Source organism: Ruegeria sp. CDSC079, from assembly GCF_059610505.1.
Genome location: NZ_JBXWNT010000002.1, coordinates 133,405 through 147,659 on the forward strand (window position 1 = coordinate 133,405; position 14,255 = coordinate 147,659).

Below are 14,255 nucleotides of genomic sequence, written 5' to 3' on the forward strand. Positions count from 1 at the left end.
ACCTAACGCCGTCGGATTTTCTCTCAAAGAAACCCGGCGCCGAAAAGCAGGGTGCTGGTCAGCACACCAAGGATTGGCACGACAAGAGGTACGTGGAAATGTTGTCGGGTTGAATCCGGTTTCAACTTCAAAAAGATCAGCGAGAAATTGACTAGCACAAACACCCCCAAGACGATCTGAGATGTGCGTTCTGCTAGGGTGCCGATCGGCAGTGTTTGGGTCAGTAGAAGGATTAGCGCCACTACCAGCAGGGTTGCGACGACTGGTGTCTGGGTTACCTGTGGGACACTCGCCAGTATTTTTGGCAGATGATCCCGGTCGGCAAGGCCGTAGATTACCCGCGACGCCATGATCATCTGGATCAGGACGCCATTGACTGTTGCAACGACTGCGACTGCGGCAAACCCCTGTTTGATTACTTCGGGTGCATTTGAAAAAACCAAAGCAAGCGGGGCAGTCGAAGTCGACAAGGTATCGATAGGAACAACAAGCAGGACCGTAATTGAGGTCGCCAGATACAGACCCGTCGCCAGAACGAGCGTCAGCAGAATTGCCTTAGGAATTGTGCGAACTGGGTCTTTTACTTCTTCGGCGACGTTTGCCATGTCCTCGAATCCAACAAAGGCAAAGAAAGCCAGAAGCGACGCCGCGAAAATGCCCCGCCAAGCGTTGATCTCAAAGCCTGGAATCGTCTCGCTGAACGCATAGCCTTGCGGATCCTGCACGGATATGCCCCAGCCAATCACAAACAGGAGCCCCGAAATCTCGATGATCGTGATCACTGCCGCCACAAATACTGATTGCGCAATGCCCCAGAGTGCAATCAGTCCCATAACCGACACGATGCCGATCGTAAGCAACGTGGTGCCAAGGTTGGTCAGGGTGTGAAGATAGGAGGCCGCTCCAATCGCAACGGCCGAAGCCGATATCACTCCCGAAGCAGCGACGGCGAGACCCACCAACACGGCAATCCAGTTTCTTTGAAACCCCGCTTCGACGTATGCTGCTTCTCCCGCGCTTACGGGATAACGGGTCGCGAGTTCGGCGTACGACAAAGCCGTAAGCGAAACGACGAGCGCTGCAATAAGAAACGAAACAGCGGCGTAAGGACCAGCGACCTCGGCGGTAGCACCGACAAGCACATAGATTCCCGCACCAACGGTGACACCGAGCCCGTAAAGCGTAAGCAACGGGGCAGTAAGCGCGCGTCGGAGTTTAGGTGTCGGTGGATCGGCCGTATGCATTGGCTTCACTCCTCGATGGACAAACGCCTGTGTACCGAAGCTACAGCGCGGTTAAATACACCAGTCACTAACGAGGGACTCACCACCATTCATTCCGAGCCCCTGCGGTGGAACTTCCACACTTTTGCATTTCCGCTTATCACCATGTTTGATTTGGATGCAGGCGATGAACGGCAACCTCGCTGAAACATTCACGCTTTACTATGTAATGTACCTTTTTGAATTGATCTATGTCATTGGCTGCCAAGAACCGACCAGCCAAGCGGAACCGACTGCAGCGAACTTACTTTCGTCGCAGTTTTTCCCAGCTGGTACTCAAAGGCTGAATATGAGCGAGATCAATGAAGCGTTCGCTCAATACCGCGTAGTCTAAACGCGAAATGCTGACGTTCGAGGAGGAACAGATGCCAGTTTATCGCGGACTTCTTTTGTCAATATTTGCTGCAAGTGCTGCACTGGCGCAGGATATTGACCTTCAAAACGGAAACAATCTCTACAGAACCTATTGCTGGCAGTGCCATGGATTTGAGGCCACTGGGGATGGTCCAATGGCGGAGATGCTGGCAATAAGGACACCTGATCTGACCAGGCTTGCGGCCCAAAACGACGGCGTTTTTCCGATTGAGGCGGTGGCGCGTCAAATTGATGGTCGCGCACCATTGCTCGCGCATGGCGGAGAAATGCCCATTTTTGGACCAGCTTTGGATTCGGACCAAAAAGTTGCGCTGACCATGCCTGACGGCCAGCCGATGTTCGCAGGTGTGCCGTTGGCAAATGTGATCTATTATCTGGAGTCTCTTCAAATCGAGTAGGTTGGTACAAATGCTGCCATTAGATTGTAGAGGACCACTGCCCACGTTTGTTGACGCCGGTTGATCTACATTAAGGTTATTTTCTACGGGATTTGGTAACATTCAGCATTGGGAAGATGAGGAGGAATCTCCGATGCCTGAAGAGAAGCCAAAATCAAGCTACTCCAATCCACTTGTTGATGTTTTCAAGCAGATGCAGCCGACTACTACGGCCAATCCGTTTTTAGGCGCTCAGCTTGAGCAATTCTGGGACACGCAGGAGAAATCACTGAAAGAGGCAGAGGCCTTTGCTCAACATTGGTTTGAGAGGCGTCACGAGGCTGTTCGAACCGCGCTAGAAGCTGCGCGCTCGGCGTCTGCTGTAGACCCGACTGATCCGGCGAAAGCACTGCAATCCATAGCAGAGTGGCAGAAGCATTCAGCCGAACGCCTCGTGGCTGACGCTCAGGAATGGTTCGAAACAGTTGCCCGATGTGCAGCATTTGCAGCGGAAACCGAAGCCGAAGCTGTGGAAAAAACAATAGATGATGTTGCAAGCACAGCAAAGAAAGCGGGTAGGTCTTCGAAATCCGAACCGGTTTAGAGTGCTGTATCACCGCGGAAGCCGGAATGATCGTAGCTGGAGCAATCGAAGGTGACTAACATGTATAAGAACATTCTGATTCCAGTCGCGCTGGACAACGATCACGATACACAGGCCTCATTTGAAGCTGCTCGTTTGCTGGCGAGTGCCGATGCGGAATTCACAGTACTCCATGTGCAGGAGCCGATCCCTGCATATGTGGCATCCCAGATACCCGAGGAAGTTCTGGCCAACACGCGACAAGAGCTTCAGGAAGGCTTACATCGGAACGCTGCAGAGCTACCGGGGGCGAAACTGCGGCTTATCTCGGGGAGCGCTGGCCGAGCGATCATTGATTTCGCAAATGAAAATGGCATCGATTGCATCGTGCTGGCCTCACACAAGCCGGGGATCGAGAACATTTTTATTGGGTCGACTGCGAACCGGGTCGTTCACCACGCCAATTGTTCTGTCCACGTGATCCGCTGAGTCGTTTTGTGGCAGGTGCTCCAAGCCGAATGCTGGATGCCCAGCATGGGACACAAAGACGACGGAGTGAAATTGGCGTTGCGAGCACGCGCAGCGTGAAAATCGTATTCACGCTATGGGCTCGCTGCGGCCGATTGCCAATGCAGCAGGCAACTTGGCGCAGATGGAACGGAACCAGCCATCGGCAGAATAGGTCAAGCTTCTGATCTTCCACTGTCACGGTCGATGTGCTGTAGTTCGCATGGCAGGAGCGAACTTTGGCGCCGCAAGCGGCGAAACCTGGCTCTGCGCCCAATTTGCACAATGCTGCACTAAACACTTATGACTGCTTTGCGTGGCAATTGAGCTTTGCAGGGGCTAGTGCTTCCTTTTAAAGGCCAACTACAATTGCATTTGATCTATAGGTTTTCAGCATTCGAAAGCACATCAAGGCAAAACCTCAATGGGGTGCTTTTCGGCATCGAGCAGAAACCTTTTGATTGCAACGGGTCCAGAGGAGAGTTTCCTCCTCCGATCAGAATAAGAAGGAAATCCTCCAAAGGCGGCAAAAGCTCATGTGAGATTGCTGCCGTCTCCTCCAATGACAGTGTTTGAAACACGCCAAAAAGTGGAATTTCGATAGTCCCGTCAGCGCCCTCGGGGTACTCGTGCAGGTATTGCCGCGTTCCCCAGACAGGCTCAGTGAAAAAATCGCGATAGTAAGCCCGGTCCAACTGACCGAACTGAATCTCGAAACCTTCTTGTTCAATCTTCCCGCTGCGGACACTCTGATAGATTTCCTTTATTTTCTCATAGATCTCTGGCCATCTTACCGCCTCAACTGTTGCGCTCAGTGAGATAATCGCCTTTCTCTTCCCCATGACAACGAAATCTGAACGTGGATCGTAAGCCGCACGCATTTCCTGGCGGATTATCCGAAACATCTCAGACCCTTGGTTTGCGCCAATGTAATCCACCAAGACATTTGTTCCAACTTGGTCAGCCTCGTCCGCAAACTCCTCTGCTTTGACAAAAAGGATCAGCATCTCGGAAGAGTCGGGATCGGCAAAGTGAATGACACCTGCTGGAAGGGTGAAGTCATCCGCATCCGTGCCAATCAACGCTTCAGCCCATTTTGCAAAAGGCAGTTCCCACTTTCCCTTCGGGCGGGGAAGATTGTTAACCAGTCGAATGGTGCGGCGTTCTACTTCTTCATCTCCAGATCTTAGGATTGCCTGAATGGGTTGACCGAAACGAAATTGGCCATCCCAAACCTCGGTTTCTGCTTCGTCAGGTTCGTACTCTAGGAAATCCGCCACTTCATCCAGAACATGTTCTGGCATTCTGGTCCTGGTAGACTTGATTGGGCTGGAATACTGCAGCTCTCTTGCATACCAGCCGTCGGAGTATTCCGGCTCAAGCAATAGATTTTCGAGGTGGACGATGGTCTCTGGAAAGACTTCGTTTGGCGCCGAAACAGTGAGCATCAGACTATGGCGACTTGTTTCGACGTAATACCTGATCCCCTTCAACTGCTTGTATTTAGCAATTTTGTGGGAGGAACGGCTTGATGTTCCTCCTGACACGATACTTGCGAGACCAGCGCGCAACGCGGCCACCCGTTCTGTTGTTGGCCGATCAATTGGCCAAACCAAGGTGAGTTCTGAGATGCCGTTTTCTAGTGGCATCAGATAAACAATATTCGCATCGCCAGTCGTTGCGATCAGCTCTGCTCGGACCTGCTGCGCTGACAGCAGGCTGAGAACCATTAAGAGAGAGGAAGTGAACCGGCTTTTGAATGCTTGCATGTTACTCTGCTTTTTCGGCCAACACGACTGATGTGGCTGATGGCTTGATGACCTTTTCGGCAAAATCAATAACGTCCTGATCTGTCGTATCGTTCAAGATCTCGACAAATACTGACGGTGTGACAGGTGGGAAGCCATCAGAAGCCACATTCGTCAGGAATGATAGAAACTCTACGGGTCGGCGCGCGGCATTCCGGGCTCCAACGACCTGCGTCTGGCGTGCTTGATTGATTTCGTCCCTGGTGATCGGTTCGTTCAACAAATTCGCCAGAGTTTCTGTCAGATGGCTGTGCGCCGGGTCCAAGCTGAAGCCGGGCATCAGGTGCAAATCTATGGTAAGTTCCAGATCAGCATTCTTGGCAAAATACCAGTCTGCATCGACGCTGAAAACGCGCTCGTCTTGATAGTACAGGGCCTTGTATAGCCTTTCGTTCAAAATATCGATGGCGATGAAAAATGCCCCCTGCATCTCGATGCTGGTTGACCGATCTTCGAAGTCCACGAATTTCGCAAACTGGACTGTGTCATGCGCCAGCTTGTCCGACCTAATGCGTTCAATAAACTTGAGCTCGGGATCCGGTTTGTGGTCTAACCAGGGCTTCTGAGGAACCTCAGAAGGTTCTGTGTCCCCAAATATACGTGCAACGAGTTCTTCGGCTTTATCAGGGTCAATTTTCCCCGACACGATTAACGTCACATTGGATGGCACATAGTGTGTTTCGTGAAACTGATAGGCCTTCTCAAGGTTCAATTTGGGAAGATCTTCAATGGTGTTATTTGCCCGACCACGCAGAGTGCCATAGAGGTTTTGAAGCGCAATTCTTCGGAGCCAGCGAAGCGGAGACTGTCTTTCGCGTAGCAGTGTTTCACGCTGAACGATATCAATTTCGCTTTCCGCAAATCCTTTCGGCAGTGTTGGGGTGTCAAGAACCGCCCGAGACAGCCGCAACAGCATTTCTATGTCGGAAGGAACGCCAGAATTAGTGTAGACAGTAGATACGTTGTGCGTTGTCGCATGGATATCACGCTCTCGGGGCTTTCTCAGAATGGTAGCATCCGCTGAAAACGCGGCCAGATGTTCAGTCAGATGCGCCGTACCGGATGGTTCCGGATCGTCATACGCCCCCGAGAGAACAATTAGCTGCACGTCCACACGGTCGAGGTCGTCTACCGGAACTACGTAAGCTGCGTGTAATCCGCCTTTCTCAGAAAGAGTGATAACGCTCTGAGCTTGAGCAGCTCCAGCAAACACCAAGAGGACAAGCGAAAAAAACAAAACGACTGCGTGCATTATTATCCTTTAAACTATTTCACTTAAGCCAAATAACGTCCGTCGTTAGGCGTTCAACGAAAGCGAAAATGATTTGCTGAATGCTTGTGGGATACGAGTTGCTATTTCAAGTCGCCAATTGAAAACTTGTCGAAATGTTTTCGGTTTGCTGCAAATCAACGACCGCGAACGACTGGTTCGGCGACATGCGCTGCATCGTATCAATGGTGGTGCCGCACGTGCGAGAGAATGCTGCATCAGCAAAGCAGGAAAATCCAATGTCGGCATTGTCCTGCATAGCAGGCCTTCATACCGTCTGAACCGAACCGATGACCTACTGAAACCGTCAGATGACTGGTTTGAGCCCCCACCAGTCGTTGCTATTTTTTTCTGCGTGCGCTCGCAGCTAGGATTTTTCGGCACCCGCGCAACTTCTCATGTTGCGGTGCGGCGGCCATTCTGGCCGTTCGCGCACCGCGCAGCATTCTTTAAGGTGGGAATTTACAGGTCGCGGACAATGCCGACTTTTGCTGAAACGGTGCCAAAGTCAGCAACTGACTTCGGTTGGGGCATACCAAAGTGGCCTGGATCGCTATTTCTCCCAATGGGGCACCCAGTCACCATCCGTACGCAGTGACACACCGGCGGCATCTTCTTCCAGCTTGATTACGTGCAGTTCGCCCTTGTCGCCGCCGTAGGTTTTTCGCGCTTTTTCAAATTGCGCGCAGACCAGACGTGTCGCGGGGGCCGGTGTTCCTGCGTCATCGCAGGCCTCGACAATGAGCCCCAAGTCTTTTTGGCACAGGTCTAGCGTGAAAGATGGATCGTAGTGCCCTGCAAAGACCGACGGCGCATCATGGTGCATACACCAGCTATCGCTGGCCCCAATTTTCAGAGCTTCCCATGCTCGGGGCAATTCAACGCCGGATTTTACGGCCATGACCAATGCCTCTCCCATCGCGGTGGCGTGGATCGCCCAAAGTTGGTTGCTGGCAAGTTTGGTGATTGACCCGTTGCCGCTTTGGCCCATGTAGTGCATCGGCCCCATCAGCTCCATCACGGGGCGGATACGCTCGATCGTGTCCTCGTCGCCGCCAGCAAATTGCGGCATATTGCCTGCACGTGCGCCATCAACCGCGCCTGATACCGGGGCGTCGACCGGCTGGACGCCCTTGGCTGCCAATGCGCTTCCAAGTGCTCGTGCCAGGGTCGGTTGGTTGGTTGTCATATCAACCCAAACCTGCCCCGCCCCCATCGCCGACAGTAGACCGTTTTGACCCCGAACCACCTGTTCGATCTGCTTGGGACCAAACACCATAGTAAAGACGATATCGGCATCTTTGGCGGCCATGGCGGGCGTATCAGCCCACGTCGCCCCAAGCGCCAGATGCCGTTCGGCGCGCTTAGCGTCCAGATCACAAACGGCCAGCTGATGCCCGCCCTTGATCAGGTTCAGGGCCGCCGCCCCACCCATCGTGCCAAGCCCGATAAAACCAATGCGCATGTGTGCGTCTCCTGAAATCAAGCGGCGAGGATTTCGTCGGTCGATTGGACCGCACCAAATTCGCCGTGAAGGTTTGCAAGGGTCACCGAGTGGATTTGCGCGGCGGTATGGGCAACCCCGTCTGGACCGGTTGCGTCATAGGCCCAGACCGCATCAGAGGCATAGATCATATCAAACCCAAGGCTGCTGGCCGAGCGTGCGGCGGATTCAGCACAATGATTGGCGGTCGCACCGCAGATGACGACCCGTTCAATGCCCGCGCCCTGCAAATCAGCTAAAAGCGTGGTGCCACCAAATGCACTAGAGGCGTGTTTGACGATCACTTGTTCGCCGTTCTGAGGTGCGGCAAACGGTTGAACGGCAGAACCCGGTGCATCTGGGTGAAACGGATCATCCGCATCTGTGCCGTGGTGGTGGATGTGGATGATCTTGTCACCAGATGCGCGGAATTGCGACAGCAAACGTCCAATATTGTCAGACGCTTCAGGGCAAGACCGCGCGGCCCCAGCAGCATCGTCATGGGCGAGCGCCATTTGCACATCAATAACGAGGAGAGCGGTTTTCATTGTGATATTCCTTTAGCCTGCGCCAGTGCGGCCCTACGATCCTCAAGGATTTTTTCAACGCGTGTGCCATAGATGCGTACGTTGATGTCGTCGCTGATGACACGACCTTTTTGTTCATCATAGGTCATAATTGCCGTCATTCTGGGATGCGCGCCGAACACTTCGGTCACACCGTGCAAGGAATATCCGCCACGGAACAGTGTAAACGTCCCGGCCCCACGATCGAATTTATGCGCATGGGACATATCCCCCGCCAATAACCGGTCCACGGCGTCACGGTCTTCGGCCTCATCTGTGCGCGAATTTGGCAAGAATGCAAAATCGCCACCGCTTTCAGCTGCTTTCAAAAGCAACGTCACGGTACATTCGGTTGTATCATAATGCCATGCATGCCAACTGCCGGGGTAAAGTGCGACAACATTCAGTGCCTGAAACTCATCTGCACAACGATGCAACACGGTCTTTTTCTGCACACGGCGAACGAAGTCCGTCAGGACATCCGACTTATATAACTGCTGGATCAACGTATCTGCCGGTATCTGGTCATCGGCAAGCTGAGTAGCCACATGGGTGTATTCGCGACGTCGCGGATCATCTTCTGGCAAGGACGGATCAATCGCACCTTGATAGATGTTGCGTTTGATTGTCAGCACCTCGGCACCGGGCAAAAGGCTGCTGGATTCGTCCTCAAGGGCGGCCAATGCGTCCGCGCGAATGAAGCCATCCAGATTGCACCAGCCGTACGCCTCCATGTGGTCCTGACAGTCCTTCAGGAACGCCGCACCCGCGCCCTTATCCAGATCAGCAATTGGATAACGCGCAAGATCGACGAGGTTCAGGGCCATGTCAGCATGGGTTCCAAAATCGGTCTTTGACATCGCACTCTCCTTTGGAAATCGGGCAGACGCGGGCCCGTTACCCATTGATAGACGAGCAGTTGGCAGAAGATAAACGAAACGAATTGCCCTCAAGCACATAAATATCTTATGCCACACGGGTGAAACAGAATCTCAATCTGAATTGGCTGCGCACGTTTGAGGCCGCGGCCCGCCACCAGAGCTTTACCGCCGCAAGCCATGAATTGGGCCTGACGCAAACCGCCGTCAGCCAACATATCAAGGCGCTGGAGACCAAGCTGGGGCAAAACCTGTTCATCCGCCGCGCCAAAAGCCTGCAGCTTACGGATATCGGGCAAGCCTATCTGATTTCGGTGCGTGAGGCGCTTGAACACATCGCGTTTTCGACCAGCGGGCTTTTTGGGCCGGAGCTAGAAACGACCATCGTTGTGCGCGCCTCTGCGGCGATGATCATCTGGCTGACGCCGAAGCTGTCCACCTTTCAAGATGAACACCCGCAAATCGTGATCAAGCTTGAAACGTCGCTGTGGCAAAATGTGCTGGAAAAACACCCCGTCGATGTCGAGATTTTGCTCGCCGCGCAGACCCACGCAAACCCACGCATGGTCAAGCTGTCGGACGAGAGAATCCTGCCCGTCTGCGGGGTGCAGACATCAACGAAAGTCCAAAGGCCCGCGGATCTGATGCAACTTGATGCCATTCACGTTCTGGGCTTTGACGACCATTGGGCGCGTTATTTATCCGCCAACGGCCTGCCAATTGACAGGATTTCTCCCCGCATCATTGTTGACACCTCGGTCGCGGCCTGTGAATTGGCCGCCGCGGAGAACGGCTGCGCGATTATGTTCGAACGGTTCGCACAACAGGCCATCGCCGCAGGGCGCGCCATCAATATTGTCGGTGACCCCATCGCGAATGGTCAGTCACATTATGTCATCCAACGAAATACGGGCCTCCCCGAAAAACAGGCGTCAGCGGCATTTTGTGAATGGTTGGCCGCTTGCTTTTGACGTTCGCCTCGGAGCCAAAGGGGCTTTTCTGCGAACGGTTGGAAACATCTCTTTAAACCCCATGAGCAAGCCGTTCGTCGACTTTGCAGCCTTGGCCGAACTGGGCTCTTCACGGCCATGCGGTGCCAAAGAAACGCGGGGTCCCTTCGCGGTCTGATAGCGTCCCTTCGCGTAGACAACGCATTTCCGTCCGAACCACCTGTATAAATTCGTGATTCTCAGGCCGCAAAAGTGAGCATGCGTCGTTCGCTGTCTGGCAGCGGGAATTCCGGCAACGGGTAGCGAACCATCGCTCAGAGCCCAACCTGTACCTTGGATTTTTTCGCTGCGTGCGCTCGCAACACGGAAAATTCTGGGCACGCACAAATTCTTGTGTCACGGCGCAGCGCTGAATTCGGCCATTCAAATATTGCATAGCAAGAATGTGCGCCCGGATTCACAGGATGTAGACTAAAGCAGTGATCCGTGAAAATCCGTGCAAGCGTCGGCCCACCGGACCGGTGCTTCCACGGTGGGGCTGACGCGCCTTGATTCCGTTCTGGGGTGCATCACAACCTATGTCCGCCAACGAACTCAAAGCGGTTCAATGCCTGCACCGAGAACTCAAGTAGAGTGGGCTTCGGACAGCAGGCATCCGATTCGATTGTACAAGTGCCTCGTTGGCGCGGTGCCGATGATTGGGTGCGGAGGGCGGATTGGAGGGCACATTATGCCTAGAGCTCAACTTCCCGCAGTCACCCCAAAGCGCAGAGCATGGAACAAGGGGCGGATCATCGGCCAGAAACGCCCCTTGTTTCCCAAGCAGGTCTGGGCGATCTGTGCTCGGCTCGAACTCGCCGGAAATCTGCGCGATCTTGCGCTGTTCAACGTCGCCATTGATAGCAAGCTGCGTGGATGCGATTTGGTTAGGCTTGCCGTGACCGATCTGGTCAAAGATGATCGTGCTCGAGAACGGGTTTCAGTGGTCCAGAGCAAAACCAAGAAACCAGTACAATTCGAACTGACGGAAAACACACGGGATACGGTTCATGCTTGGGTCAAGTCGCCAAAGATGATGGGCTGTAGCTTCATGTTTCCGAGCCGTTTCCTCGAGCGACCCCATATCTCAACGCGTCAGTTTGGTCGGCTTGTCCGGGATTGGGTGACAGCGATTGGATTGGAACCGAGCGGTTACGGAACCCATTCACTCCGCCGAACCAAAGCAGCGGAGATTTACCGTAAGACAGGGAATCTCCGTGCAGTGCAGCTTTTGCTGGGTCACACTAAGATTGACAGTACAGTGCGTTACCTTGGCGTTGAGTTGGAAGATGCTCTCACTATTGCGGAGCAGATTGAAATCTGACCCGCGTCGGTGAATGGCACTTGCCGTTCGCCGGTTTGGAACAGACTTACGGCCTTGAAGCGGCGAAACCGGTTATGAAGGGAAGAATAGTATACAGATCACCCTGCCATTGCGTACTACAAAGACGTGCTTGCGGTCAGCTTTTCGAGTGATAGTTCCGGCTTTCGCGCGCTCAGTTTGACGGCACCGCGCTCCATCACGACGAAGGCATCCCCAAGATCATAGGCGAAGGACAGATACTGTTCGACTAGGACGATAGCGATGTTCCCGCGTTCCTTCAAAATGCGGATGGTGCCGCCGATCTGCTGGATGACGTTCGGCTGGATACCTTCGGTCGGTTCATCCAGAAGAAGCACTTTCGGGTTCGACACCAGCGCGCGCGCGATCGCCAGTTGCTGTTGCTGGCCGCCTGAAAGGTCACCGCCCCGCCGTTGCAGGAACTTCTTCAGAATGGGGAACAGATCAAAAATCTCGTCCTTCACCTTGCGTTCGCCACTTGGCAGGCAGGCAAATCCCGTCTCAAGGTTTTCCTGCACCGTCAAAAACGGAAAGATCTCGCGCCCCTGGGGCACATAGGCAACGCCCTTCCGCGCAAGGTCAAAGGCCTTCAGCTTTCCGATGCTTTGGCCGTCCAGATCATAGTCGCCCCCCGACCGGGGATGGGTGCCCGCCAGCGCCTTTAACAGCGACGTCTTGCCTACGCCATTGGTGCCCATCACGCAGGTGACCTCGCCCTGGGCCGCGTCGAAATCCACGCCGTTCAGAATTTGGCTGCCGCCATAGTGCAGCGTCAGATCGCGGATGCTGAGGAAACTATCGGCCAAGGTACACCTCGATGACTTGCTGGTTCTTGGTGACGTGATCGATCGAGCCTTCGGCCAGAACCGAGCCTTCGTGCAGCACGGTCACTTTGCAATCCAAACGCCGCACGAAATCCATGTCGTGTTCCACTACGACGACAGCGCGGGTCTTCGCCGCGTCCCGCAGAATTTGCGTGGTCTTCTGACGTTCTGCGGTCGTCATGCCTGCCGCAGGTTCGTCCACCAGCAACAGCTTCGGTTCCTGTGCCAAGAGCATCCCGATCTCCAACCATTGCTTTTGCCCGTGGGACAACTCGCCAGATTTCCGTGACAGAACCGCGTCCAGCCCAATGACATCCGCCAGTTCTTCGACCCGGGCAAAGTCCGGTGTTTCGGGTTTGAACAGCAGCACGGCCAGCGGCGACCGCGACTTTTTCAGCGCCATCATCAGGTTGTCTTGAACCGTCTGATCCTCAAACACCGTGGGTCGCTGGAACTTGCGCCCGACCCCTTCCATGGCGATCTTGCTTTCCGATTTGCCCAGCAAAGACACGGGCGGTTCGCCCCAAAGCACATGGCCCTCGTCAGGCCGGGTTTTACCGGTCACCACATCCATGAAGGTGGTCTTGCCCGCGCCGTTCGGGCCGATGACCGCCCGCAATTCGGCCCTGTCAATGCTGAACGACAGGTTGTTCAGCGCCTTGAACCCGTCAAAGCTGACCGACACGCCCGAGACTTCAAAAAGCGCGCTCATGCATCTGCCTCCTTTTCTCTCAAAGAACCGTGGCCCGGCCCCAGGTCGCGCCCATGCCGATTGGGGTTGCGACGCGCTGCCAAGGCGTCGAACAGCCCTCCAATGCCTTTCGGTGCGAAAAGCGTAACCGCCACGAAGGACAGCCCCAACAGGACGGTCCACCAATCGACCCATTGAATGCGATACCCGGCGATGTTCAGGTCAGGGGCTTGCCCGCCGGTAAACCAGGTCGACAAGAGCGAGACGAAAGCCGCGCCGATCACGGCTCCGTACAATCGCCCACGCCCGCCGATGGCCACCCAGACCGCCAGATAGATCGAGGCAATCGGCGCCAGTTCCGCCGGGTTGATGATGCCCGCCTGTGGGTAGTAGATTGCGCCTGCAATGCCAGCGAGCACGGCCGATACGGTGAAGACAAACAGCTTGAACGCCTCGACTGGATAGCCAAGGAAGCGCACCCGCGCTTCGTCGTCCCGAATGCCCCTGAGGACCGAGCCGAACTTGCCCGATACCATCCAAGTCGCCAGCACGTATCCAAGTCCCAGGGCCAGGGCCGAGGCCCAAAGGAACCAGACCGAAACGATGGCCTGACTAGTGCTCTCCAACCCCGGCAGGTTCTGCAGGCCTGACAGACCGTTGTTGCCGCGCAATCCGCTGTCGTTTTGGAACAGGTACAGTGACAGCGCCAGCGTCATCGCCTGCGTCAGGATCGAAAGGTACACACCTGTCACCCGGCTGCGGAAGGCCAGCCAGCCAAAGACCAGCGCCAGAAGCCCCGGCGCCAGTACGACGGCGGCCAGTTGCAGCGGCAGAGAATGGGCAAAGGCCCAGATCGGCGGAAATTCTGAGGCTCCGACGACACCGAAGATCTGGCCAGCGATCCCGCTGGAGACCTCTTCGGGCGTTGGCGGCAGCCCTCCGGCGGCGAGGCTCTCGACGACGATCAGACGCGTCCGCTCGTACATCAGCCACATGCCTATCGCGTAACCGCCCATTCCGAAGAAGGCCATGTGCCCAAGGGAGAGGATACCGCAATAGCCCCAGACCAGATCCATCGCCAGCGCGACGAGGCAGAGGCACAGGGTCTTGCCCAGGGTCTTGACGAAACTGGTCGAGATGACGCCGATACCGAACCCTTCGGACAGGATCGTCACGCCCAGGGTGAACAGCCCCAAACAGGCCAGAAAGATAAGCACCGACGGATAACGCACCACGAAAGGTGTGCGACGCACAGGGCCTGCTGTCAGTTCCGCCATGC

16 protein-coding genes are annotated in these 14,255 nt (G+C 54.9%); 6 read left to right on the top strand and 10 right to left on the bottom strand.

What is annotated here, in order from left to right; genetic code table 11:
* Positions 1–23: 23 nt before the first annotated feature.
* A complete protein-coding gene (locus AC2FIC_RS03930; RefSeq protein WP_496691990.1) occupies positions 24–1,244 on the bottom strand; it encodes an APC family permease in 1,221 nt (406 codons plus the stop codon).
* A gap of 157 nt (positions 1,245–1,401) precedes the next feature.
* On the opposite strand from AC2FIC_RS03930, the gene AC2FIC_RS03935 reads away from it, so the two are divergent.
* From AC2FIC_RS03935 to AC2FIC_RS03950, 4 genes are all read left to right on the top strand, one after another.
* Positions 1,402–1,617, top strand: coding sequence for a hypothetical protein (locus AC2FIC_RS03935; RefSeq protein ID WP_496870019.1), 216 nt, complete (start codon positions 1,402–1,404; stop codon positions 1,615–1,617).
* Positions 1,618–1,648: 31 nt separating this feature from the next.
* Positions 1,649–2,056, top strand: coding sequence for a c-type cytochrome (locus AC2FIC_RS03940; protein ID WP_496792897.1), 408 nt, complete (start codon positions 1,649–1,651; stop codon positions 2,054–2,056).
* 133 nt (positions 2,057–2,189) lie between these two features.
* Positions 2,190–2,639, top strand: a complete 450-nt coding sequence (locus AC2FIC_RS03945) for a phasin family protein (protein WP_496691993.1) — start codon at positions 2,190–2,192, stop codon at positions 2,637–2,639.
* A 60-nt stretch (positions 2,640–2,699) separates the two neighbouring features.
* Positions 2,700–3,107, top strand: coding sequence for a universal stress protein (locus AC2FIC_RS03950; RefSeq protein WP_496691994.1), 408 nt, complete (start codon positions 2,700–2,702; stop codon positions 3,105–3,107).
* A 398-nt stretch (positions 3,108–3,505) separates the two neighbouring features.
* Here the strand turns inward: AC2FIC_RS03950 and AC2FIC_RS03955 are convergent, their stop codons facing one another.
* The 6 genes from AC2FIC_RS03955 to AC2FIC_RS03980 all read right to left on the bottom strand — a co-directional run bounded on the left by AC2FIC_RS03955 (position 3,506) and on the right by AC2FIC_RS03980 (position 9,112).
* Positions 3,506–4,894 carry a peptidase M16 family protein gene (locus AC2FIC_RS03955; RefSeq protein WP_496691995.1) on the bottom strand — a complete coding sequence of 463 codons (1,389 nt, stop codon included), beginning with the start codon at positions 4,892–4,894 and terminating at the stop codon, positions 3,506–3,508.
* 1 nt (position 4,895) lies between these two features.
* Entirely contained in the window at positions 4,896–6,185 is a 1,290-nt protein-coding gene (locus AC2FIC_RS03960; protein WP_496691996.1) for a M16 family metallopeptidase, read from the bottom strand.
* A gap of 106 nt (positions 6,186–6,291) precedes the next feature.
* A complete protein-coding gene (locus AC2FIC_RS03965; RefSeq protein WP_496691997.1) occupies positions 6,292–6,462 on the bottom strand; it encodes a hypothetical protein in 171 nt (56 codons plus the stop codon).
* 294 nt (positions 6,463–6,756) lie between these two features.
* On the bottom strand, positions 6,757–7,668 hold the full coding sequence (locus AC2FIC_RS03970; protein WP_496691998.1) for an NAD(P)-dependent oxidoreductase: 912 nt from the start codon (positions 7,666–7,668) through the stop codon (positions 6,757–6,759).
* A 17-nt stretch (positions 7,669–7,685) separates the two neighbouring features.
* Positions 7,686–8,234 carry an isochorismatase family protein gene (locus AC2FIC_RS03975; protein ID WP_496691999.1) on the bottom strand — a complete coding sequence of 183 codons (549 nt, stop codon included), beginning with the start codon at positions 8,232–8,234 and terminating at the stop codon, positions 7,686–7,688.
* On the bottom strand, positions 8,231–9,112 hold the full coding sequence (locus tag AC2FIC_RS03980; RefSeq protein WP_496692000.1) for a HalD/BesD family halogenase: 882 nt from the start codon (positions 9,110–9,112) through the stop codon (positions 8,231–8,233). Before AC2FIC_RS03980 ends, AC2FIC_RS03975 begins: the two co-directional genes overlap by 4 nt.
* A gap of 119 nt (positions 9,113–9,231) precedes the next feature.
* Here AC2FIC_RS03980 and AC2FIC_RS03985 point away from each other — a divergent pair, with 119 nt between their 5' ends.
* Both AC2FIC_RS03985 and AC2FIC_RS03990 read left to right on the top strand, forming a co-directional pair.
* Positions 9,232–10,101, top strand: coding sequence for a LysR family transcriptional regulator (locus AC2FIC_RS03985; protein ID WP_496692001.1), 870 nt, complete (start codon positions 9,232–9,234; stop codon positions 10,099–10,101).
* Positions 10,102–10,810: 709 nt separating this feature from the next.
* Entirely contained in the window at positions 10,811–11,443 is a 633-nt protein-coding gene (locus AC2FIC_RS03990; protein ID WP_496692002.1) for a tyrosine-type recombinase/integrase, read from the top strand.
* 116 nt (positions 11,444–11,559) lie between these two features.
* Here AC2FIC_RS03990 and urtE read toward each other — a convergent pair whose 3' ends face one another.
* Genes urtE through urtC form a run of 3 tightly spaced genes read right to left on the bottom strand, consistent with a single transcriptional unit; the run spans position 11,560 to position 14,253 of the window.
* Positions 11,560–12,267, bottom strand: coding sequence for an urea ABC transporter ATP-binding subunit UrtE (gene urtE / locus AC2FIC_RS03995; protein ID WP_496692003.1), 708 nt, complete (start codon positions 12,265–12,267; stop codon positions 11,560–11,562).
* Positions 12,257–12,997 (bottom strand): urea ABC transporter ATP-binding protein UrtD, encoded by a 741-nt coding sequence (gene urtD, locus AC2FIC_RS04000; RefSeq protein WP_496692004.1) that lies wholly within the window; start codon positions 12,995–12,997, stop codon positions 12,257–12,259. Before urtD ends, urtE begins: the two co-directional genes overlap by 11 nt.
* The gene (urtC, locus tag AC2FIC_RS04005; protein WP_142639070.1) at positions 12,994–14,253 is read right to left on the bottom strand and encodes an urea ABC transporter permease subunit UrtC; all 1,260 of its coding nucleotides are present in this window, start codon (positions 14,251–14,253) and stop codon (positions 12,994–12,996) included. Before urtC ends, urtD begins: the two co-directional genes overlap by 4 nt.
* Positions 14,254–14,255 lie beyond the last annotated feature (2 nt).